The 21,686-nt window shown below is 56.5% G+C and carries 21 protein-coding genes and 1 pseudogene; 7 read left to right on the top strand and 15 right to left on the bottom strand.

From position 1 onward, the window contains the following. The first annotated feature begins 36 nt into the window (after positions 1-36). Positions 37-1,350 (top strand): ferredoxin reductase family protein, encoded by a 1,314-nt coding sequence (locus AB7E06_RS09945; RefSeq protein WP_108728168.1) that lies wholly within the window; start codon positions 37-39, stop codon positions 1,348-1,350. Positions 1,351-1,508: 158 nt separating this feature from the next. Here the strand turns inward: AB7E06_RS09945 and AB7E06_RS09940 are convergent, their stop codons facing one another. After that, positions 1,509-2,117 carry a TetR/AcrR family transcriptional regulator gene (locus AB7E06_RS09940; RefSeq protein WP_094195530.1) on the bottom strand — a complete coding sequence of 203 codons (609 nt, stop codon included), beginning with the start codon at positions 2,115-2,117 and terminating at the stop codon, positions 1,509-1,511. Positions 2,118-2,261: 144 nt separating this feature from the next. On the opposite strand from AB7E06_RS09940, the gene AB7E06_RS09935 reads away from it, so the two are divergent. The 5 genes from AB7E06_RS09935 to AB7E06_RS09915 all read left to right on the top strand — a co-directional run bounded on the left by AB7E06_RS09935 (position 2,262) and on the right by AB7E06_RS09915 (position 7,536). Further along, positions 2,262-3,770 (top strand): DHA2 family efflux MFS transporter permease subunit, encoded by a 1,509-nt coding sequence (locus tag AB7E06_RS09935; protein WP_427956667.1) that lies wholly within the window; start codon positions 2,262-2,264, stop codon positions 3,768-3,770. A 34-nt stretch (positions 3,771-3,804) separates the two neighbouring features. Beyond that, a complete protein-coding gene (locus AB7E06_RS09930) occupies positions 3,805-4,185 on the top strand; it encodes an RNA-binding S4 domain-containing protein (RefSeq protein ID WP_026484973.1) in 381 nt (126 codons plus the stop codon). Between the two features lie 434 nt (positions 4,186-4,619). Further along, positions 4,620-5,774: a mandelate racemase/muconate lactonizing enzyme family protein gene (locus tag AB7E06_RS09925; protein ID WP_427956664.1), complete on the top strand. Its 1,155-nt coding sequence runs from the start codon at positions 4,620-4,622 to the stop codon at positions 5,772-5,774. Positions 5,775-5,804: 30 nt separating this feature from the next. Next, positions 5,805-6,779, top strand: a complete 975-nt coding sequence (locus AB7E06_RS09920; protein WP_346549009.1) for a tripartite tricarboxylate transporter substrate binding protein — start codon at positions 5,805-5,807, stop codon at positions 6,777-6,779. Positions 6,780-6,894: 115 nt separating this feature from the next. Beyond that, on the top strand, positions 6,895-7,536 hold the full coding sequence (locus AB7E06_RS09915) for an HD domain-containing protein (protein ID WP_427956660.1): 642 nt from the start codon (positions 6,895-6,897) through the stop codon (positions 7,534-7,536). Positions 7,537-7,549: 13 nt separating this feature from the next. On the opposite strand, the gene AB7E06_RS09910 is transcribed toward AB7E06_RS09915, so the two are convergent. The 5 genes and pseudogenes from AB7E06_RS09910 to AB7E06_RS09890 form a co-directional block, all read right to left on the bottom strand. Beyond that, positions 7,550-7,924, bottom strand: a complete 375-nt coding sequence (locus AB7E06_RS09910; RefSeq protein WP_108728172.1) for a nucleotide pyrophosphohydrolase — start codon at positions 7,922-7,924, stop codon at positions 7,550-7,552. Between the two features lie 70 nt (positions 7,925-7,994). Then, positions 7,995-8,456 carry a YaiI/YqxD family protein gene (locus tag AB7E06_RS09905; RefSeq protein WP_094195524.1) on the bottom strand — a complete coding sequence of 154 codons (462 nt, stop codon included), beginning with the start codon at positions 8,454-8,456 and terminating at the stop codon, positions 7,995-7,997. A 3-nt stretch (positions 8,457-8,459) separates the two neighbouring features. Continuing rightward, positions 8,460-8,726: a hypothetical protein gene (locus AB7E06_RS09900; RefSeq protein ID WP_094195523.1), complete on the bottom strand. Its 267-nt coding sequence runs from the start codon at positions 8,724-8,726 to the stop codon at positions 8,460-8,462. Between the two features lie 360 nt (positions 8,727-9,086). After that, positions 9,087-9,371, bottom strand: a pseudogene (locus tag AB7E06_RS09895) (peptidylprolyl isomerase); the annotation flags it as partial. A 98-nt stretch (positions 9,372-9,469) separates the two neighbouring features. Then, a complete protein-coding gene (locus AB7E06_RS09890) occupies positions 9,470-10,171 on the bottom strand; it encodes a TerC family protein (RefSeq protein ID WP_108728174.1) in 702 nt (233 codons plus the stop codon). A gap of 289 nt (positions 10,172-10,460) precedes the next feature. Here AB7E06_RS09890 and AB7E06_RS09885 point away from each other — a divergent pair, with 289 nt between their 5' ends. Further along, positions 10,461-10,709 (top strand): hypothetical protein, encoded by a 249-nt coding sequence (locus tag AB7E06_RS09885; RefSeq protein WP_427956655.1) that lies wholly within the window; start codon positions 10,461-10,463, stop codon positions 10,707-10,709. 103 nt (positions 10,710-10,812) lie between these two features. Here AB7E06_RS09885 and AB7E06_RS09880 read toward each other — a convergent pair whose 3' ends face one another. From AB7E06_RS09880 to kynU, 9 genes are all read right to left on the bottom strand, one after another. Further along, on the bottom strand, positions 10,813-11,622 hold the full coding sequence (locus AB7E06_RS09880; RefSeq protein WP_230018963.1) for a phosphodiesterase: 810 nt from the start codon (positions 11,620-11,622) through the stop codon (positions 10,813-10,815). A 9-nt stretch (positions 11,623-11,631) separates the two neighbouring features. Next, the gene (locus AB7E06_RS09875) at positions 11,632-12,474 is read right to left on the bottom strand and encodes a carbohydrate ABC transporter permease (RefSeq protein WP_094195519.1); all 843 of its coding nucleotides are present in this window, start codon (positions 12,472-12,474) and stop codon (positions 11,632-11,634) included. Then, on the bottom strand, positions 12,474-13,364 hold the full coding sequence (locus tag AB7E06_RS09870; RefSeq protein WP_094195518.1) for a carbohydrate ABC transporter permease: 891 nt from the start codon (positions 13,362-13,364) through the stop codon (positions 12,474-12,476). The genes AB7E06_RS09875 and AB7E06_RS09870 overlap by 1 nt, the downstream gene beginning before the upstream one ends. A gap of 12 nt (positions 13,365-13,376) precedes the next feature. Beyond that, complete coding sequence (locus AB7E06_RS09865; protein ID WP_230018961.1) at positions 13,377-14,639, bottom strand: ABC transporter substrate-binding protein; 1,263 nt, start codon at positions 14,637-14,639, stop codon at positions 13,377-13,379. Positions 14,640-14,658: 19 nt separating this feature from the next. Next, positions 14,659-15,753: an ABC transporter ATP-binding protein gene (locus tag AB7E06_RS09860; RefSeq protein ID WP_321278031.1), complete on the bottom strand. Its 1,095-nt coding sequence runs from the start codon at positions 15,751-15,753 to the stop codon at positions 14,659-14,661. Next, positions 15,750-16,520, bottom strand: coding sequence for a DeoR/GlpR family DNA-binding transcription regulator (locus AB7E06_RS09855; protein WP_094195515.1), 771 nt, complete (start codon positions 16,518-16,520; stop codon positions 15,750-15,752). Before AB7E06_RS09855 ends, AB7E06_RS09860 begins: the two co-directional genes overlap by 4 nt. 165 nt (positions 16,521-16,685) lie before the next feature. Continuing rightward, on the bottom strand, positions 16,686-18,548 hold the full coding sequence (locus tag AB7E06_RS09850) for an amidohydrolase (protein WP_230018958.1): 1,863 nt from the start codon (positions 18,546-18,548) through the stop codon (positions 16,686-16,688). A gap of 359 nt (positions 18,549-18,907) precedes the next feature. Further along, positions 18,908-20,281, bottom strand: coding sequence for an amino acid permease (locus AB7E06_RS09845; protein ID WP_125277396.1), 1,374 nt, complete (start codon positions 20,279-20,281; stop codon positions 18,908-18,910). Between the two features lie 35 nt (positions 20,282-20,316). Beyond that, on the bottom strand, positions 20,317-21,567 hold the full coding sequence (kynU, locus tag AB7E06_RS09840) for a kynureninase (protein ID WP_108728763.1): 1,251 nt from the start codon (positions 21,565-21,567) through the stop codon (positions 20,317-20,319). Positions 21,568-21,686 lie beyond the last annotated feature (119 nt).

Here is a 21,686-nt window from a genome sequence, read left to right as displayed (position 1 = left end):
CAGCGCTCAGTTCTTTCAAACAATTCGGAACAGGCCATGCGTCGCCCTCTCTTATTGCTGCTCTCTGCCTTCTTTTTGATCTGGGCTGTTGAAGCCCTGTGGCTTGCCCCTTCGCCGCCTGGCGATACGCTGTGGGTAGTCCGACAAGAAGGCATGCTGCTGACCGGCATTCTGGCCTTGGGCACCATGACGGCCATCATGGTCCTGGCCCTGCGCCCCCGCCGTCTGGAGCCTTGGCTAGGGGGCATGGACAAAGCCTACAGACTGCATAAGTGGCTGGGCATCATCGCCATTTTGTTCAGCCTGGCCCATTGGCTCAGCAAGGAATCCAAAGGTCTGATTTCTGCGGCGATTGGCACGGGCGGCCGGCTGGCCAAAACTCCTGTTCCTGAATGGGTCAGCCTGTTCAAACCTTATGCCAAATCACTGGGCGAATGGACGTTTTACGCGCTGATTCTGATGCTGATCATCACGCTGGCGCGCCGTACGATTTCCTATAAGAAATGGTACAGCCTGCACCGCCTGATGCCCGTGGCCTATCTGATCCTGATCTTTCATGGTGTGGTGCTGACACCCCCTGCCTACTGGAGCGGCATAGGCGGCTGGGCACTGGCCATCACCATGGTGATCGGGACGGTAGCAGCCGGCATCCAACTGCTACGCAACCTGAGTTCGGCCTATCCACACACAGGCACCGTCATCTCCTGTACGTCACAAGGCGATGTGCTGGAGGTGCAATGCCGCATGGACCAGTCCTGGCCTGGGCACCAGGCCGGACAGTTCGCCTTTCTACGCTTGAAGGGGGAATCTGAAGCCCATCCGTTCACCTTGTCCGATGCCGATCAGGACAACCAGATTGTGCGCTTTCATATCAAGCAACTGGGCGACTGGACACGCGAATTGCCCGAGCGTTTGCATATCGGCCAAAACATCGAGCTCGATGGCCCCTATGGCCGCTTTACTCAGCCGGAAGGTGACGACAACGGTATCTATATCTGGGTCGGTGCCGGTGTAGGCGCCACGCCCTTTCTGTCCTGGTTAAGCCAGGAGCACAAAGAAGGTCATGCTCCCTACGCCTATCTGCAATATGCCTGTCAGCATGGCTATGATCCGCTGGCGCAAGCGTTGAGCAAAGCCGCCAAGGAACACCCGGATGTGGATCTTGAAATTTATGCCGATGGCCGTCGTTGGTCACCCAAAGAGGTCATGCAACACTATCACGCCGACAAGCCCATGCATATCTGGTTCTGTGGGCCGGCGGCCATGGGCAGGCAATTGAAGCGCGAACTCAAGCAGACCTTACCGGCGAAATCCTGGACTTTGCACAAAGAACACTTCCAGTTCCGCTAAGTCTTTGCTGATCCAAAAACTGGCCCTGCTTCGATTAAGGAGCAGGGCCAGTTCTGTTGATGACTGTCTACATCCAGGAAACACCGCTCTGAGACCGCTACCGGTTCTGGTTCAGCTTCTCTGAATGCCGCGTAAACACACAGCACCGCTCTACCACGCTATTTATACGGGTGAGGGAGCTTCGCCCCAAGCATGGACACAAAAAGAGTCACCAGATTGTCTTCCAGGGCTGCCCACTGCTCAGCGGTTTCCAGACCCATATTATCGACTGCGCCGTGCATGCCCTGGTAGATCACCCAAGCGGTCAAATCCACATCCGCCACAGACCAGACTCCGGCGTTTTGCCCTTCGCTCAGGATCCGGTGCAGTGGCTCGGTCACCACGTTGCGCTCACCCTGGTAATTGCTGCGTATATGGTCTGAAAACACCAAATCATGCATGTCCAGCGTGTCTCTATACCCCTGTACCGAGGCCCGAATCCAACAGGTCAGACGCTGCACCCAATCATCTTCCGGGGCCTGCTCCAACGCCCCTTGCACCCGGTCATGAAACTGCTGGATGAACTGCTCGCGCAAGGCGGCCAGGATCTCCTGTTTGGAACTGAAATAGTGATAGAACAAGCCCTTGGACATGCCGGCCCGCAACACAATTTCATCGACTGGCGTGGCATCAAACCCCTGTTGCAGAAACAAGGCGGCGGCCGCCTCCAATAAATCTCGGCGACGAACTTCAGAGGGTTGGGTACGAGGTGTTTTAGCGGCGGTCATGGGCGTCAAGGTATCAGAAAAAACCCGACAATGTGCTTGGTCGGAGCTTACCGCGTTATTTTAGCCAGCCTGTTTATTTTTCATTGACTGACAGTCAGTCAATATTCTATAGTCGTCGATAATAATTCTCATTTATCAAATCTTATGACTCGCCGACTTGCTCTAACCATCGCCATTTACCTGGGGACCTTCATGGTTACCCTGGACATCAGCATCGTCAATCTTGCCTTGCCCCGCATGCAGCAAGCCCTGCAAACCGATATGGCCGGGCTGCAGTGGATTGTGGATGCGTATGCGCTGTGTCTGTCCGCCTTCATGCTGTCCGCCGGCCTGCTGGGGGATCGCTACGGACGCAAGAAAAGCTGGCTGCTGGGCGTGCTGGCCTTCACCGTCGGCTCCATGATGTGCGCCTTGGCCGGTTCATTGAGCGCCCTGCTTTGGGGCCGCATCGTGCAAGGCATGGCGGGGGCTTTGCTTATTCCCGGTGCCTTGTCCATCCTGACACACGCCTTTCCGGACACGGCCCAGCGTGCCCGGGTGATTGGCGGCTGGTCCTCCTTCAGCGCACTGGCCCTGGTGCTGGGCCCGATTCTGGGCGGTGTGCTGGTTGATGTGGCCGACTGGCCTGCGATCTTCAGCCTGAACCTGCCACTGGGTCTGCTGACCTTGGGCTTGGGCCTGTGGGGCATTCAGGAATCGGCCAACCCCGAACACGCGGCCTTCGACCCGATCGGCCAGTTGCTAAGCGTTATCTGGCTCGGTTCCCTGACCTACGGCCTGATCAGCGCGGGTGAACAAGGCTGGCACGCCACCGAGACGCTACGCTCCCTGGGCGTGGCCGCGGTCACTTTCGTGACGTTTATCTATGCCCAAACCCGCGTCGCCCGCCCCTTGCTGCCGTTAAGCCTGTTTCGGGACTACCGCTTCAGCACCGCCAATATCGCCTCCTTTGTGCTGGGTTTTGCCGCCTACAGCAATGTGTTTTTCCTGTCTCTGTTCTTCCAGAACGCCTTAGGCTGGAGCGCAACCCAAACCGGCTGGGGGCTGGCCCCGCAGTTCATCAGCATGGCCGTGCTGGCCTCCCGTTTCGGTGCCTTAAGCCAACGCTTTGGCTTGAAGCTGATCCTGACTACGGGTTTTGGCCTGATGGCAGCCGGTTCCTGGTTCATGATGTTGTTGCAACCTAGCACTTCCTACTGGATGGCGGGTGTCGCTTTGGCCGTACTGGGCATAGGCATGGGCTTGTCTGTTCCGGCATGCAGTACCTTGGTCATGAATCTGGTGCCGCGTGAGCGTTCCGGCATGGCATCGGCCACTACCAACGCCATCCGCCAAACCGGCATGACCTTGGGCGTTGCCCTGCTGGCGTCCTTGATGAGCCAGGGCGCCGTCAGCTCTTTGTCCAGCCGCCTTGATCCGGTCAATCCCCTGCTGGAGCAGGCTCAGCACATCATTAGCTCCGGTCAGGTAAATCTGCCTGCCTCGGCCGATCCCGTGTTCTGGATGCACGCCATCCAGCACGCCTGGGCGGACGGCTTCCACCGCGTCATGTTCTGGGCCGGATTGCTGGCCGTCTTCAGTCTGATTCTGCTACTGCGTCTGCGTTTGCCTCGTGTGCAGGCAGCGCCTGCCGCTGCGGTGGAACTGCATTAAGCCCAGCTATGACAGACTGGATTTACAATAACGCATGGACAAATTACGACTGGATAAATGGCTCTGGGCAGCGCGCTTTTACAAGACGCGCAGCCTGGCTTCTGAGGAGATCACCAAAGGACGGGTTTTGCTGAATCAGCAAAGCACCAAGCCTGCCCGCGAAGTCTCCATTGGTGATGTGATTACCCTGCGCAAAGAAACACCGGCCATGGAAGTTCACGTCACCGCATTGAGCGGCGTGCGTGGCCCAGCCCCGGTTGCGCGCCAGTTGTATCAGGAAACGGAAGAAAGCAGCACACGGCGCGCCCAGGCCGCCGAACAACGCCGTCTGGCCCCCGAGCCTGCACTGGATTTTGATGCCGGGCGTCCGACCAAAAAAGATCGTCGTCAGATGCAGTTGCTGCGAGGTAAATAGACCGCTCGCTGCGCATACTTCGCACGACTGAAAAAGCCCTGCCACGCTGTCCTGCTTGGCAGGGCTTTTTTGTGAACCGCTCTTTTGGCGCGTCTATCAACCACGTTTCACAACGATCTGGACAGGAAGTAAAACCAACCACTGTTTGCCTTTTCCCCGCTGATCTTCCGACCTACTCAACAAGCCCCTGTGCTGCTGCTAAACAGCGTACAAAGCGTCTGCTTCCCGTCCTCCAAAAGATTTTCTTATCCTGCAAGCCCTCCCCCGAGAAGCTAGCCACGCACTCCAGAAATTCGTTTTTGATATATCAGATTACGAGTATATATATCAATTAAATCAAGGGTTTACACCATTGATTGCGTTTGCGACAAAAAGCTATAAATCTAAAACAATTACATGCAAACGCATTCAAAAAAGTGTGAGGAGACAGGAAAATGAAGATCACGGCCGTACGCGCCATTCCCTTGAACGTGCCTTTTCAGTTCGATAGCGCGGGCATCAAAAAACCCACGAATCTAGCCATCTGTCATGTCGAAATCGAGACCGATGAAGGCATCACCGGCTATGGACTGAGTGCCATTACCGAGGAGCACCCCGTTGCCAGCACCATCAACGATATTCTGGCCAGCGACCTGATCGGGCAAGACCCCTTGAACACCGAGCGCCTGTGGGACCGCATGTACTGGAACGTGTGCCCTCGGGGCCAGACAGGTTATGCCATGCACGCCATCTCGGCACTGGACATCGCTTTATGGGACATCAAGGGCAAAGCCTTGGGTTTGCCAGTGTGGAAACTGCTGGGCGGTGCTCGTGAAAAAGTCCCCGCCTACGCAACCTTCGGTTTTGCTTTCCTGGGCGAAGAAGAGTTGGTCAAGGTCGCTCAAGGCTGCGTGGATCAAGGCTTTCAGGGTTTGAAAATGGTAGTAGGCCATCATGGTCTGCAACGTCGCGACGAACCGCGTCCCCTGGCCGAGCTGATTCGTCAGGACATGCGCCGCATGAGCCTGGTACGCGAGGCCATTCCCGCCGACATGTCGCTATACATCGACGGTAACTGCAGCCTGGACTATGTGCATGCCAAAGCCATCGCCCGTCATGCCCGCGATCTGGACGTCGGTTTTTTTGAGGAACCCATTACCCAGAACGACACGGGCCGCCTGCGTGAACTGCGCCAAAGCACAGGCATCACCATTGCCGCTGGCCAGAACGAAGGCCAATCCTATCGCTTCCGTGATCTGCTGATGCAGCAAGCCGTGGACATTCTGCAACCCAACGTGCTGATTTCCGGCGGCTTCACCCAGTCCCGCAAGATCTTCGCCCTGGCAGAGAGCTTCAACGCTTCGGTCGCCAATGGCGGGGCTTTCCCCTCCCACAACGGTCACCTGCACTGCGGCCTGTTAAATGGCGGCGATGTGGAATGGCACCTGGCCGCCAGCGCCATGATGGCCGAGATCTACACCGGCCTGCCCCAGCCCGAACAAGGCTGGCTGCGCATGCCTGACGCCCCCGGCCTGGGGCTGACACCACGACAGGATCAAATCGACAAGCTGCGCAGCAACCCCGGCAGCCTGGGCTCTGGCAAAGGCTGAAACCAACAACTACCGAGGAGGTAAAAAAACATGAAACCCTGGTCCCGTGTTGTACTTGCCCTCAGTTTTATCTTTGCTGCCGCGCCCCAAAGCTGGGCAGCGCCCCCCGCCTGGGCCGAGCGCCCGGTGCGGCTGATCGTCCCCTCTGCCGCAGGCGGTTCGGGCGATACCCTGGCTCGTCCCCTGGCCGAAGCCTTGGGCACTGAAATAGATCAAACCGTGGTTGTAGAAAATAAAGGAGGCGTAGGCGGCGTGCTGGGTGCCAGCATGGTGGCCAACTCCAGCCCCGCAGACAATCAGCTTTTGTTTGGTGCCGTGCATCACATGATTGCACCTGCCGTGTTGAAGAACTTCCCCTACGACACCCGTAAAGACCTGAAAGCCGTCACCCTGATTGCCGCCATGCCCAATGTGCTGGTGGTGAACGCCAATTCACCCTATCGCAGCGTAGACGACCTGCTGGCCGCCGCCAAACAAGGGGCTGGCGTGAACTATGGCACCAGCGGCGTGGCCACCATGCTGCATCTGATGGCGGGCAAGCTGGAAAAGAGATCCGGCACCACCATGACCGCCGTGCATTACAAAGGCAGCGGTCCGGCAGTCATGGCGCTGATCAGTGGCGATCAGGTGGACTTTATGTTCGAGACCATGCCATCTGCGGTGGCGCAGATACGCAATGGCCGCTTGCGCGCCTTGGCGGTTTCCAGCCCCGAACGTGCCCCTGCCCTGCCGGATGTGCCGACCCTGAAGGAGCTGGGCATGGATGAAATCAGCGCCCAGACCTGGTACGGAATTTTCATGCAAGGGGACGTGCCGGACACCACCGTACAAAGCGTGGCAGACCGCATTCACCGGGCCTTGAATACCGACAAGATCAAGGAAATCTGGGAGGGGAACGGAGCAACTCTGGTCACCAATAGCCCAGCCGAGTTCACCGTGTATGTGGATCAGCAGTTGAACTATTGGGCCGACTCGGTCAGTGATCTGGGGCTGAGCAACTTCTAACTCTACAAGCGTCAATTCGCTTTAAGGGCTGCCACTGGCGGCCCTTTTTCTTGAGCCTGTCCTGCCCCTGCTGCTTCGCGTTATGCTGTGGCACCATCTACAGCGAACCCTAGCCATGTCCAGCCTGTTCCACCCCTTTGAAGGGCTTGCCGCCCAACTCTTACCCCACAGCAGCACCAGTCACAACGACGGCTCTCACGACCAATCGCACTTGCAACGGGTCTGGAAGAACGTCTGTGCGATTCAGGAAAAAGAAGGTGGGGATCTGCGGATTTTGCTGGCCGCAACGGTGCTGCACGATTGCGTTGCAGTGGAGAAAAGCTCGCCTTTGCGCTCTCGTGCATCCACCCTGTCGGCCGAACAAGCGCAGCATATTCTGGGGGCGATGGGCTGGTCCCAGCAAGACTGTGAAGCCGTCGGTCAAGCGATTCAAAGCCACAGTTTTTCAGCGAACATAGCGCCAGCCAGTCTGGAGGCCCGCATCTTGCAGGACGCAGACCGCCTGGATGCCATTGGTGCTTTAGGAATAGCTCGCTGCTTCTACACAGCGGGACGAATGGGATCCAGCTTGTATGAGCCGGAAGATCCACAAGCAGAACATCGCCCTCTGGATGACAAGCGCTACGCGCTGGATCACTTCCCGGCCAAATTATTCAAATTGGCCGAGGGTTTTCAGACAAAGCGTGGGCAAGCAATCGCGCGTGAACGACATGAACGAATGGAGCGGTTTGTAGAGGAAATGCTGGGGGAGCTGTAAGCCCTAGCTTCTTTCACAACTCCGTATATTTCTTGTTCGTCCCCCGCACCTTATCGGCGGGGTATTTCTGGGCGTTTTTCACCAGCTTGTTGGTGACCGCCTCATTCATATCCACCCCCAGAACGAAGGCCAGACGGCTCAGGTAGATCTGCACGTCAGCCAGCTCATCGCGCACAGCTTGGGCGGTTTTCGGATCGTTACCAACCTCGCGGGACTGGTCTTCTGTCAGCCATTGGAAGATTTCAATCAATTCGCCCACTTCGTTGGTCAGGGCCATGGCCAGATTTTTGGGGCTATGGAATTGGTCCCACTCACGCTCACGCGCAAACTGGGCAACGGCCTCGTTCAGGCCAGTCAAAGTCATCAGGGGGCGTTTTGAGTCTGTCATTCGGTACGTCACTTAAAAAATCTCAATCCAGCGACAGACTCACACAAGGGCCGGGGGATGGCAAGTCTGTTTACGATCTCGCCGCCGCTTTCAGGCTCATCATCAGGCGGTCCAGTGCATTGGCAAACTCGCGCCGGTCAGCCTGGCTAAAGGGGGCCGGGCCTCCGATATCCACGCCGGTGCTGCGCAGTTCTTCCATCATGTCGCGCATGGCCAGCCGCTCGCCGATGCTGTTGGCATCCAGACGTTCCCCTCTGGGGGTCAGGACCAGAGCTTTGCGCTCCAATACCTGTGCGGCCAGGGGAATGTCGGCAGTAATCACCAGGTCTCCGACGCTGGCATGCTGGACGATGTAATCGTCTGCCACGTCAAAGCCCCGTGCCACCTGCACCGCCCGCAGCCAGGGCGACGGCGGGGTACGTAACATCTGGTTGGCCACCAAGATCACGTGGCGGCTCCAACGTTGCCCGGCACGGTAAAGAATTTCTTTGATAACCACCGGACAGGCATCGGCATCGACCCAAATCTGCATGGATTACAGGTCCAGGGCTTGGGCCAGCAGGCGGTCAATCACTTCATGGGTCGATACGCCTTGCTCGGCAGCACGAGCCCGCACGGCATCAATAACAGGTTGAGTCAGCTTCACGGGAAAGGACACCAAACCAGCAGCCTGATCCAGGCGACGCTGTTCGCGCCGATCAGTTGCCGCAGAATCACCTGCAAAGCGTTGTGGCGTACCCGCTTTTTTTACATTGCTCAGCAGTTTGACGGCGCTGAGTTTTTCCATATCGGTGCGTTTCATGGGTTTTCTTTATAAGAATGGGCTGGTTCGCTCAAGGTAAGCGAACAATACGGCAACAAGACCGTTAGCCAGTATGGCTGGCATACTGCGCAGCTTGCGGGAAAATGTCCAGGTTTTTTATGTATACGCCCTGATAATCAAGGTATTAGCTTTTATAAGCAGGCCTGTTTCACCAGGAAAGAGACAAAAAAGCAGCCTCTTTATCGGGTGCCACATCAGTTTTAAGGGCTACTCAATGCTTGCCTGGCCCGTCAGCCTCAGAAACCGACAAGTCCGGCTCCTAATCAATAGCCACCAGTTACCAGAGCCCAGCATGCACAAAAAAACCCGCCGAGGCGGGTTTTTATTGGCCTGATCGTATCAGTCCTGACGTGCAGTCACTTCTACCAGGTGGTAGCCGAACTGAGTCTTGACGGGGCCTTGTACAACGCCAACAGGGGCGCTGAACACAACCTGATCGAACTCGGGCACCATTTGGCCACGGCCAAATGTTCCCAGCTCGCCGCCCATGCGGGCCGATGGGCAGCTGGAATTTTCCTTGGCCACCTGAGCAAAGTCAGAACCACCTTCGATAGCGGTTTTCAATTCGTTCGCTTTCTCTTCGGTGCTGACCAGAATGTGGCGTGCGGAGGCTTGTGCCATGGTGTACTCCTTTTTTAGAAAATCGTTTGAGCTTAACCCAGAACCATGCCGGAAGCGAAGCCCCCGGCCCTGGTTCTACACCTGCTGTTTCAATTTCAGGCTTAGGCAGCTTTCTTGCGCTTGGCCGCAGCAATGCCATGACCCAAAACAACGATCAGCAAGGCACCCGCCACTTCCGCAGCCAACTTGACCGTGGAGCTAGGCTCACCGAAGTACTCGATGTATTTAACATCTGTCACCAGCATGCCACCTGCAATCCAACCCAGCAAAGCGGCACCCAATGTCACAACCATAGGGAAACGGTCGATCAGTTTCAGCACCAAGGTGCTGCCCCAGATAATAATAGGCACACTCACGACCAGACCAAAGACAACCAGACCGATCTGATGATCCGGATCGGCAGTTTGAGCCGCACCCGCAATCGCGATCACATTGTCCAGACTCATTACAAAGTCGGCAATAATGATGGTCTTGATGGCTTTCCACAAGGTGGCACCACCCTCAACATTGCCGTGCCCATCTTCTTCAGGAATCAAGAGCTTGACGCCGATCCAGACCAGCAGCAAGGCACCGACCACTTTCAGATACGGTACGGCCAGCAAAGTCAGGGCAAAGGCAATCAGGACAACACGCAAGCCAATTGCACCGGCTGTGCCCCACAAAATACCTTTCACGCGCTGTTGGGCAGGCAAATTACGGCAAGCCAATGCAATAACCACGGCGTTATCGCCCCCCAGCAATATATCGATCAAAATGATCTGAAATACTGCCGCCCAACTTATCGTCTGCAAAAACTCCATCATAGGTAAGACCGCCTTTTTATATTGTTTGATTGAACGCTGACGACCATCTTGCAGAACTGTACAACGAAAAAATGACGGGCGTTGTACAAAACAAAAATGGCCTGATCCATTAAGGACACAGGCCATCTCTTTGTGGAGGATGCACCTTGCCCGTTAATGGCAAGGTCTTGCTTGCAACCCTGAGATTGCCCGGGCACCGGGAATACGTGAAAAACACAAATTACCGTGATGACGATGCGCCGGAAAGTAAGCTACTCCCCCTGATAGTTCGCAAGTATAACGATCTTGCGTGAAACAACAAAGCTTTTCGCCGGACATAGCGTTTTTTCGAGGCAAGTTCCGGATCGACGTTGCACGCTCGCGTCACGCTCTGGTCGATCTGATGGGTCGCTACGACTTCAGCAAGCAGTTGACAGCCACCTTGAACATCAACAATCTGTTCAAGCGCAAATATCTGAGCGCACTGGATCAGACCTTCTACACCGGCTATTACGACGCACCGCGTAATGCCATGCTGAACCTGCGTTACTCCTTCTAAGCTGCACAGGGCCAAATAGCAACAACGGCTCCCGAGCTCTGGCTTGCCTCCAGGCATCGGGAGTCGTGTTCAACAAGGCCACCCTGTTATTGCACAGCCGGGGTCAAAGGCATTTCAAGGCGCTTAAATCGCCCGTGTACGGAAAGCGCAGCTCTTCATAAGCGAAGGGCTGAAAGTGCACGGTCAGGCCGTCTGCATTGGGTAAGATCACCGCATAGCTGGCCGGCTCAAACGTGGACGTGGCCGCCCCTTCGCGTTCCAGATCCAGCTCGTGCTGGTGATTGGTGCCGCTGACCGTCACAAAATGCAGCCCATTCCACACGCCGCTGGCGCAGCGATGCACATGGCCGGAGAACAAATGCACGGGTGCGGGATGCGCTTTCAACACAGGCAAGAGCTCCGGCGCATTGCTCAAACGCAGCCAATCCATGGACGGGTACTGCAGGGCCGGCAAAGGATGGTGCGAAAACAGCATCACCGGCCCACTATGCGCGGCCAGTTCCTGCTGCAACCACTCCAGACGACGTGTACACAAATAGCCGTTGGTGTAGCCATCTTCCAAAGTATCCAGATAAATCAGACGCCAATCCCCCCTGGTGTCGGCATGCTGCACAAAGCCGGGCAAATCGGTTGCGGCCTGTGGAAACACGCTGTGAAACGCGCTGCGGCTGTCGTGGTTGCCCATCAACAAACGCACAGGTGGAATCAAGTCCTGCAGGCCTTCGCGCAGGCGCTCATAAGCACGTGGGTGACCGGCATGGGTCAGATCACCGGTCAGCACACACAAGTCTGCATCAGCATGATGGCGGTTCACGTGCTGCACACAGCGACGCAAGCGATCCAGAGGGTCCGAGCCAAACAACAGGCCATCGGGCGGGGTAATGTGCAGATCCGAAAACTGGATGATCTTCATCAGAATTCCTTAACGAATGCCGGCGCGTAAAAAGGCCTGCATGAACTGCTTTTGAAACAGCAGAAAGCCCAGCAACAGCGGCAAGATAGTCATTAATGTGGCGGCACTGATCAGAGAGATGCTGACACCACTTTCCGGTGCGCCAAACAGGGATAAACCCACTGTCAATGGCCGGGTGTGGTCAGAGCTGCTGATCACCAAGGGCCATAGAAAATTGTTCCAGTGCGTGGACACCGACACCAGGGCATACGCCAGGTACACAGGCTTGACCAGCGGCACATAAACACGCCAGAGCACACCCAGACGGCTGCACCCTTCCAGACGTGCCGCGTCCTCCAGCTCACGCGGCACTTGTTTGAAAGCCTGACGCAACAAGAACACACCAAAGGCACTGGCCATATAGGGCACACCCATGCCCCAGACCGTGTCCGTCCAGCCCAGCAAGGCCACCATGCGGTAGTTTTCGACAATCAGCACTTCGGGTAGGATGAACAACTGCAAAAGCAGCAGCATGAACAGAAACTGGCTGCCAAAGAAACGAAAGCGGGCAAAGGCGTACGCGGCCAAGGTACACAATACAAATTGACCGACCAGAATGGTCACGACCAGTACCGTGGTGTTGAAGATGTAGCGCAGCCAGGGCGCACGGTCCCAGGCGGCGGCAAAGTTATCCAAAGTCCAACCTGCGCTCCAGTCAAAACTCAAGGCGGCGGACGGGTCACGAAACGCAGCCCAGCACGCGTACAGCAAGGGAGCAATCCACAGCAAGGCCAAAGCGTGCGCCCCCACTGTGTCCAAAGATGGCAAACGCAGCGGGCGGCCAGGAGCAGTCAAAACGGTGTCCATGTTCATCACTGGTAATGCACGCGTCGTTCAGCGTAGCGGAATTGAAAAATAGCGACGGCGCCCAGCCCCAGCAAGAGCACAACCGTCAGAACGGCGGCGCTAGGCGTATCCATATAGGCAAAGGCGGTTTCCCAAATCCAGTACAGCATCAGCTTGGAGGCGTTATTGGGGCCACCTTTGGTCAAGATAAACAGGTGATCAACCAGCTTGACCGAGTTGATCAGCGCATTGATCAAAATGAACAAGGTTGTCGGTGCCAGCAAGGGCAGGAGTACGCGACGGCCATACTGCCAGCGCGTCGCCCCTTCCAGGCGGGCAGCATCACGCAGTTCGGGCGGAATGGTTTGCAAGGCCGCCAGATAGAAGATCATGAAAAAACCGGCCTCTTTCCAGATCGTCACCACCATGACTGCCCCCAAGGCGGTTTGAGGCTGGCCCAACCAATTGGTGGCCCCACCGCCAAACAGCTTGGCAATCTGGTCCAGCAAACCCAGATCCGGCGTGTAGAAAAACAGCCATAGGTTCGCAGCGGCAATCATGGGCAACATGGTGGGCGTGAAATACGCGCAGCGCACCCAGGCCCGCATACTCATGGCCCGGTTGGCCCACAAGGCCATCAACAAGGCCAGTGCCATGGATACCGGGATCACAATGGCGGCGTACCAAAGATTGTTCTTCAAAACCAACCAAAAGGTCGGGTCTGCCAGCATGGCATCGTAGTTATCCATGCCCACAAACTGGGCGGGACGACGAGCCGTACCTTTGCTCAACAGGCTGGACCAGAACGTGTGCAGCGCCGGGATAAAGGCAAACACGCTTAGCAGCACAAACAGCGGCGTCAACAAGAGGTAAGCAAATACCCACTCTTTACGCAGCACACGTAATGGTTCAGCCATTCCTGCACCTGCTTAGTTGAAAGGACGCAGCAGACGGTCTGCGGCAGTCTGGGCTTGATCCAACGCGTCCTTGGGCGTTTTGGCATTGGTCAACACGGCTTGCACGGCATTGGACAGCAGCTCACGAACACGTGCTGTCTCGTAAGTGGCAAACTCGGGCGAGGCCACGGCCAGTTGATCACGGGCGACCAGTGCCTGCGGGAAGGTTTTGGCGTATTCGACCAAGGCCGGCGTTTCGTAAGCGGCGGGGCTCACACCCACATAGCCCGTGGCCATGGACCACTTGGCAGCACGCTCGGGGGCCGTCATCCAGCGCACAAAATCCAGAGCCGCTTTTTTCTGCTCGTCGTTAGCGCCCTTGAACAGGTAGAAGTTGCCACCGCCAGTAGGCGAAGCGGCTTTTTCCTTGGCAGGCAGCATGGCAACGCCAAAGTCGAACTTGGCTTCATTCTTGACGGCTGTCAGGTTGCCCGTGGTGTGCCACATCATGGCCGTCTTGCCCTGAACAAAAGCCTGACGCAGCGTGCCCCATTCGATGGTGCCGGTGGGGCTGACTTTGTGCTTGTAGGCCAGGTCATGGAAGAACTGCAAGGCTTCTACCGACTTGGGGTCATTGAAATAGACCTGGGTGCCTTCTTCATTCATCAACTGACGGCCATTTTGCAAGGCCATGGCCTGGAACATCCAGTAGGGGTAGCCAGTCGAGGGGATCATCAAACCGTGGTGCTGATCGTTGGTCAGCTTCTGGGCGGTTTGCACCAACTCGTCCCAGGTTTTAGGTGCTTGATCGGGATTCAGGCCCGCTGCGCGGAACATATCCTTGTTATAGAACATGACGATGGTAGAGCGCTGGAACGGAATGCCCCAGACCTTGCCTTCCAAGGTGCCATTGGCCATCAAGGCAGGATAAAAGCTTTTCAGCCAATCCTGGCTGGAGGCGTCCTGGGCCACATCGCTAAAGGCTTCAACCAGACCTTGTTCCACCAGATCATGGGTGTCCAGTGCGCCCAATACAGACAACTGCACCGGCTCGCCTGCGCGCAGGGCCGACAAGGCGCGCACACGGGTTTCATCGTAGTTGCCGGAGTACACGGCCTTGACCGTGACTTCCGGATTTTGGGCCTGGTAGTCCTTGATCATGCCATCGACCACATCGGTCAATGGACCACCCACGGCAATGGGGTAATACATGGTCAATTCCACTGCGCTATGGGCAGTAGCGCCCAGGCTCATCAACAAGGCGCTGGAGGTAGCAAGCAAACAATTCTTCAACATGGGTAGACTCGCAGTACGTTTAGGGAAGAACAGCAACAGGAACAGCAGTCAGAGCATCCGCAGACGGTGTCGGCAGGCGAGCCCCGCTGTCCTGGTTAAAGTAAAAAGCGTGAACGGGATTCCAGCTCAAACCACAGCGAGCGCCCGCCTGGACGCTGCGGCTGTGCGGCGCGCGCACGATCAGGGTATGGCCGTCATCAAGCTGCACATACACATAGGCATCAGCCCCCTGAAACTCCTGATGCACTACGGTGGCGGCCACATGCTGTTCGCCCGCTTCGTGCAAATTCAGGTTTTCGGGGCGCACGCCCACCAGCACACGATGTGGCTGGTCGTACTGACGACGCGACGGCCACAGTTCCACGGGAACGTGGTCGCTGTGAATCATCATCATGGGCGGGCTGCCAATAAAACCGGCGGTAAAGACACTATTGGGCTGGCCGTACAAATCCTGGGCACTGCCCTGCTGCTCGATATTTCCAGCATTGAGCAACACCACGTGATCGGCCATGCCCATGGCTTCGGTCTGGTCATGAGTAACGTAGACCACGGTCAGACCCAGGCGCTGCTGCAAGGAGCGAATTTCATGGCGTACGGTATGGCGCAGCTTGGCATCCAGGTTCGAGAGTGGTTCGTCCATCAAACAGATGCGATGACCCGACACGATGCTGCGTGCCAGCGCCACACGTTGCCGCTGTCCGCCCGAGAGCTGACCCGGCTTGCGCTCTTCCAGCCCCTCCAGATTGGTCAAGGCCAAGGCTTCGCGCAGACGCTCTTTTTGTTGTTGACGATCGGCACGCCGTACTTGCAGACCGAACAGGATGTTGTCGGCCACATTCAGATGCGGGAACAAGGCGTAGGACTGGAACACCATGCTCAGGCCACGCTTGGCAGGCTCCATATAGGTGGCATCCTGACCATTGATCAAGAGACGACCCTGATCGGGTGTTTCCAACCCAGCAATGATGCGCAGCAAAGTGGATTTTCCGCAGCCCGACGGCCCCAGCAAGGCCGTGAACTTGCCTTCCTGAATGGACAGATCCATCTGCTTGAGCACGGCCTGCTCACCCCAGGCTTTGCCTATGCCTTGCAACTCGATAGCGGCGCGACTCATGCCTGCACCTCATCGGCAATCACCACCTGAACGCGCGCCGGAATCTGCTCGCGGTAAGGCTCGGGAATAGGCTGGTCACTGACCAGAATATCGACATCATCCAAAGAGCCGCTACGCACAGGCGCACGACGGCCAAACTTGGTGTGATCCAGCACCAGGATCCGCACCCGGCAATTACCGCGCAGGGCTTTGTGGCAATCGGACTCGGCCATATCAAAGTCCAGCAAGGCACCGTCCGAATCAAAGCCCCCTACCCCGGACACGCCAAAGTCGGCCTTGAAGCTGTTGAACAGGCGCTCGGCACCGGGGCCCAGAATTTCAGGATTGGGTTGACGCAGCTCACCGCCTGTCAGCACCACGCGGTGGCTCATATTGTGAGACAGGGCCAGGGCCGCGCTGATGTTATTGGTGACCACGGTTAAGTCACGATGATCGGCCAGCGCCAAGGCAACTTGTTCAGGAGTGGTGCCAAAACCCAGCAGCAGACTGGCACCGGGAGGAATCAGTTGGGCAACCGCTCGCCCGATACGGGCCTTGGCTTGCAAATGGGTAATGCGTCGCGTCTGAAAAGGCGCATTGCGCTCGACCACGTTCAGCTCGGCACCACCATGACGGCGGCGCACCAGATCGGCTTCATACAAGTGGTTCAGGTCGCGCCGTATGGTCTGGGGCGTCACCCCGAAATGTGCGGCCAAGCCATCGACTGACACGGCCCCTTGGGCGGCCAGCAAATCCACAATAATGCTTTGCCTGACAGATAGGTTCATAACACGGCATCTAGGTTTCGTTTGAATACCCGGCAGTGTAAGAACGCGACGTTACGACTCGGTGACGCTCAGATGAAAGTTTTATGACGCCAAAATGTTCATATGAACATTTTGGCGTCTGAACCGGGCAGCCTGGCTGCCCGGATGTCTTGCCTGCAAACGGCCTTACTCCATACCCTGCAGCAAGGCGCCCATTAACAACTCCGGACCATGACCATGATCCGTCGAGCCCGCCTCATGAGCCTGATGCTGCCACTCATTCAAAAAGCGGGAAATCATCTCTCCAGTCTGTAACTGGCTAAGCCGTTCGCCCTCTGAGGCTGCGCCCTGCTCATAGATCAGTTTGCCTCGCTTGATCGTCTGAATGACCTCCAGGGTCGACAACTGCTCGGGATCAACCGCTGTCGGATCCTGAGACAGAACCACAAAGTCCGCCAACTTACCCGGCTCAATCGAGCCTTTCTCCTTTTCCTCAAAATGCTGGTACGCCGGCCAGATCGTCATGGCTTTCAGTGCCGTTGGCACATCCACCCGCTGATCCGGGCCCAGGATGTCTCCGGATCGGGAACGACGCGTGACCGTGGCTGACAACACACGCATCGAATTCGGAAAGGCCACCGGGGCATCATGATGCGAAGAGAACATCAGGCCGTGCTCGCGCACCCAGCCAGTGGGAGAAATATTATCGGCATTGACCGGCCCCACCGTGCGGTCACGGTGCCAGTCCCCCCAGTAAAAGGTGTGCATGGGAAACAAGGACGGAAACACATCCAGCTCGGCAATGGTCGCCACCTGATCCCGACGCAAGAACTGCCCATGAATCAGTACTGCACGACGATCCTGCGGGCCGTATTTCTCGCGTGCGGTTTTAATTGCCGCCAGCAGCAGATCTGATGCTCCCTCGCCATTGGAGTGCGTCAGAATCTGTATTCCATTCTTAAACGCCCAATCCACCGATTCAAACACCTGATCAGGCGTTGCGGCCACGTAGCCCCGATAATCGGCACGGTAACCGGCAGGCGGGTTGTAGTAAGGACGATCACGATAGGCGGTAAAGCCTTGTGGCGAGCCATCAATGGTCAACTTGGCACCGGCCACCCGAAATCCGTCGGTGTACTCCCGCGATGCGTTGCGTAGAATAAAATCCCGATCCTGCAAGATATCCACATACGTGGCGACATCAATATCAATCTTGCCGGCCTTGGCTGCCGCTTGCATCAAAGGAACGATGCTGGAGGTTGCCCGCCCTTCCTGCCCGGTTGTATACCCATAGCGTTTGAGCAGATCGGTTCCGGCCACAAACAAAGCCTGAGCCTGCTCTGGCGTGAGCTTGCCCATCTGACTGGCCACCCCGGAGAAAAACGCCATTTCCTCCAGCACCCCATTCGGTTGCTGACTGCCCTCTTCCCGACGGATCACGCCACCCTCCGGATTAGGGGTCTGGGCCGTAATACCCGCCATTTCAAGTGCCTTGCTGTTCAACACCCCAATATGACTGGACTGGTGAATGATGACGATGGGCAATGACTCAGAGACCGCATCCAGATCATGACGGGTGGGATGCCGCTGCTCCGCCAATTGGGCATCGTCGTAGCCAAAACCCAGAATCAGCCCGACTTGCCGGGTCTGGCTTTGTTCATCAAGCCACTGCTTCAGCGTTTCCTGCAAACTCTTGATGTCTTTCACTTGGCCGTCGGGGGCCGCCAACAAATTGGCTGACATAGCTTGCACGCCAATCATGAACGCATGCCCATGCGCATCGACAAAACCCGGCAGCAATGCCTTGCCTTGCAAGTCAATCGTATCCGTCCCGGTGCCTTTGTAAGCCTGCATCGCCTGCAGTGTGCCTACATCCAGAATACGGCCATCTTTGATCGCCACCGCCTCTGCGGTCGGCTGATGATCGTTCATCGTCAGCACCGGCCCCCCCATCCAGATTTGATCAGCGACTTGCGCCGACCAGACCGGTGCACTCAGCAAGACGCTCCCGGCTAGGACATGTACTTTCAATCTGCGTTTGAACGACATGCGCTCCCCTTTTTTGCTTAGCAAAAGTTGTCGATTCTTTTAATTTGCCACAAAAAGCTACATACCGTCCTGCTTTATCTTCACGCAGCGACACATTCGATAGGCATCGAACACCCGCAATAAACCATCTGTTGCCATGACCCATTGCCTGAACAAGGTCACCCTAGAAAGCCTTCTCGCCCTCCCTCAAAGCGCAATACGGCCATGCCTTCACAACCGAACCATGAACGTATCAAACTCACGTAAAAAGGCCTGAGCGCGGTGCAATACCGGACTCAGGCCTTCGGACCTTGATGTTCAAACGGCCCAAGCTCTTGAGATCAGTTCAACAGCAAGGGTTTATAAAGCCAGTACAACCATTAAGAAGTTCGGATCCGTGTCCGCACCAGGTAAGCCCCGATCAGGATCAGCAAAAACGGCACTCCAAACAACAGGGTGTAATGGAAGATATCGATGAACCAGGTCGTCACCAAAATCGCCACAATGCCGATCAGACCCAACAAGGTGCCAATCGGATAGGCGGGCATACGAAAGCGTAGTTGCACACCATCCTGAGCCACACGACGGCGAAAGAACAGATGGGTCAGGAAAATCATGCCCCAGGTGAACAAGGCGCCAAACATGGACAAGGCAATCATCACCGGAAAGGCAGTTTCCGGATTGTAGGCATACACCACTGCAGCCACAGCCACACCACTGGCCGACAAGGCCAGCGCATTCAAAGGCACACCATTGCGAGCCACTTTACCCAGCGCCGCAGGCGCATCACCGGCACGCGACAGGCTGAACATCATGCGGGTCGAAATGTAGAGCATGCTGTTCATGGCCGACAAGGCCGCAATGATCACGATGAAGTTCAAGATGCTGTCGGCATAAGGGATGCCCACGGACTGCATCACCGTAATGAAAGGACTGGTGGTGCCCTCTGCAACCAGCACCTGCCAAGGCACCAGCATCACGATCAGAGACAAGGACAGCAGGTAGAAAATGATCAGGCGCCAGATCGTGGCCTTGAAGGCCTGGCGCACGGCTTGCTCGGGGTTTTCGGCCTCACCCGCCGCCACGGCAATCATCTCGATACTCAGATAACTGAAGATAGAAATAATCACACCCACCCACACCCCATACCAGCCATTGGGCATGAAACCACCCTGGCCGAACAGGTTTTCCTGCACCTGCGCGGGCTTGTAATAACCCGTCAACATACCGATGGCCAGCACGATGAACGCAATAATCGCAAACACCTTGATCAGGGCAAACCAATACTCCACCGAGCCAAACGCCTTGACGCTGTAAGCATTGACCGCAATCAGCACAGCCGAGAAAAAGACGATCCAGATCCAGGGCGAGACGTCCGGGAACCAGAACTTCATATAGTCCGCCACCGCCGTTACCTCGGTGCCCACCGCCAGAACAATGCAGGCCCAATAGCTATAGCGCACCAGAAACCCGGCCAGCGGATGAATGTAGAACTCCGCATAGGCCCCAAAGGAACCCGATGTGGGATGTTCCACGGTCATCTCGGCCAGGCAACCCATCAGGACCAGCGCGATAAAGCCGCCAATCACATAGCTCAACACCACACCGGGACCGGCAAAACCAATAGCAAATTTGCTGCCCAGGAACAAGCCGGTACCAATAGCGCCCCCGATCGCAATCATGCTCATTTGACGGGCGCTCAGTTTTTTATGCAGCCCGGCTTCGCGCGATTGAATTTGCTCAAATCGACTCATGTCTCCTCCTTATGATTATTTTTCTGTCGTCGTCATCAAGTCACCTTGGAGCGTGTTTTGTAAGCCGGCTTGTCCCATTCCTTATTCGCAAACACGGCCTTGATGTGTTGCACGGCCTGCCAGATATCCACAAACGACAAATACAAAGGCGTGATTCCAAAGCGCATGACTTCGGGCTCGCGGTAGTCCCCAATCACGCCACGGGCGATCAGGGCCTGGATGGCGGCATAGCCTTGCTCGTGCGCAAAGCTGACATGGCTGCCACGGTAGTGATGATCGCGTGGGGTCACCAGACGCAGGCCAAACTCGGCACATTCCTGCTCCACCAGAGCGATGAACAAGTCTGTCAGGGCCAGGGATTTACGGCGCACGGCTTGTAAATCGGTTTGCAGGAACACATCCACACCACAAGCGACCAGGCTCAAGGACACAATGGGCTGAGTCCCGCACAAAAAGCGCTCGATACCATTGGCCGCTTCGTACGAAGGGCTCATCGCAAAGGGGTGCTTATGCCCCCACCAGCCAGACAGAGGCTGGCTGATCTGGCTCATCAGCTCAGGGTTCACCCACAGCAGGGCCGGTGCGCCCGGACCGGCATTCAGGTACTTGTAGGTGCAGCCAATGGCAAAGTCCGAACCGCTGTCTTTAAGCTCGATCGGCAAGGCGCCCGCAGAGTGGCACAAGTCCCAGATCACCAGCCCCTGGTGCTCGTGCACCAGCCGGTTGGTCGCCTGCATATCGTGCAGGTAACCCGTACGGTAGTTCACGTGGGACAGCACGACCACGGCTGTTTCAGCATTGACCGCGGCTTGCAGCTCTGCCGGCTCATCAATCAGCTCCAGCCTATAGTCTTTGCCGAAGAAGGCGTTAAACCCTTCAATGATGTACAGATCGGTAGGGAAAGAGTCGCGCTCGGCCAGAATCACTTTCTTTTCCGGATGGCGTTCTTTTTGCAAATTGACGGCGGCAGCCAGCACCTTGAACAGGTTCACGGAGGTGCTGTCGCTCACGATGGTTTCGCCTTGACCGGCACCAATCAGGGGCGACATCTGATCGCCCAGACGCACCGGCAAGGTCCACCAGCCTGCCTTGTTCCAGCTATTGATCAGGTCGGTGCGCCATTCCTGGCCAATCACTTCCTGGGCGCGCTCCATGGCATGCCGGGGCATGGCCCCCAGGGAATTTCCGTCCAAATAAATCGTATTGGGCGGCAGGTCAAATTTGGCCTTAAAGGCAGCCAGCTCATCGGCTTGATCCCACTGCTCACATTGCGGCAAAGTAATCATGTTCATGCTCCTCGATTCTGCTTTTTACGTCATTTAGTCTAGCATCGAGGCCCTGGCGAATTATTCCAAATCAATCAGGATTATGCTTAAATCTGGAAGAAAATTCGATTCTAAAAACA

The sequence above is a fragment of the Alcaligenes sp. genome (assembly GCF_050255915.1).
GTDB classification, from domain to species: Bacteria; Pseudomonadota; Gammaproteobacteria; order Burkholderiales; family Burkholderiaceae_B; genus Alcaligenes; species Alcaligenes aquatilis.
The sequence above is the reverse complement of the archived record's forward strand: the minus strand, read 5'-3'. Positions and strand labels throughout refer to the sequence as shown.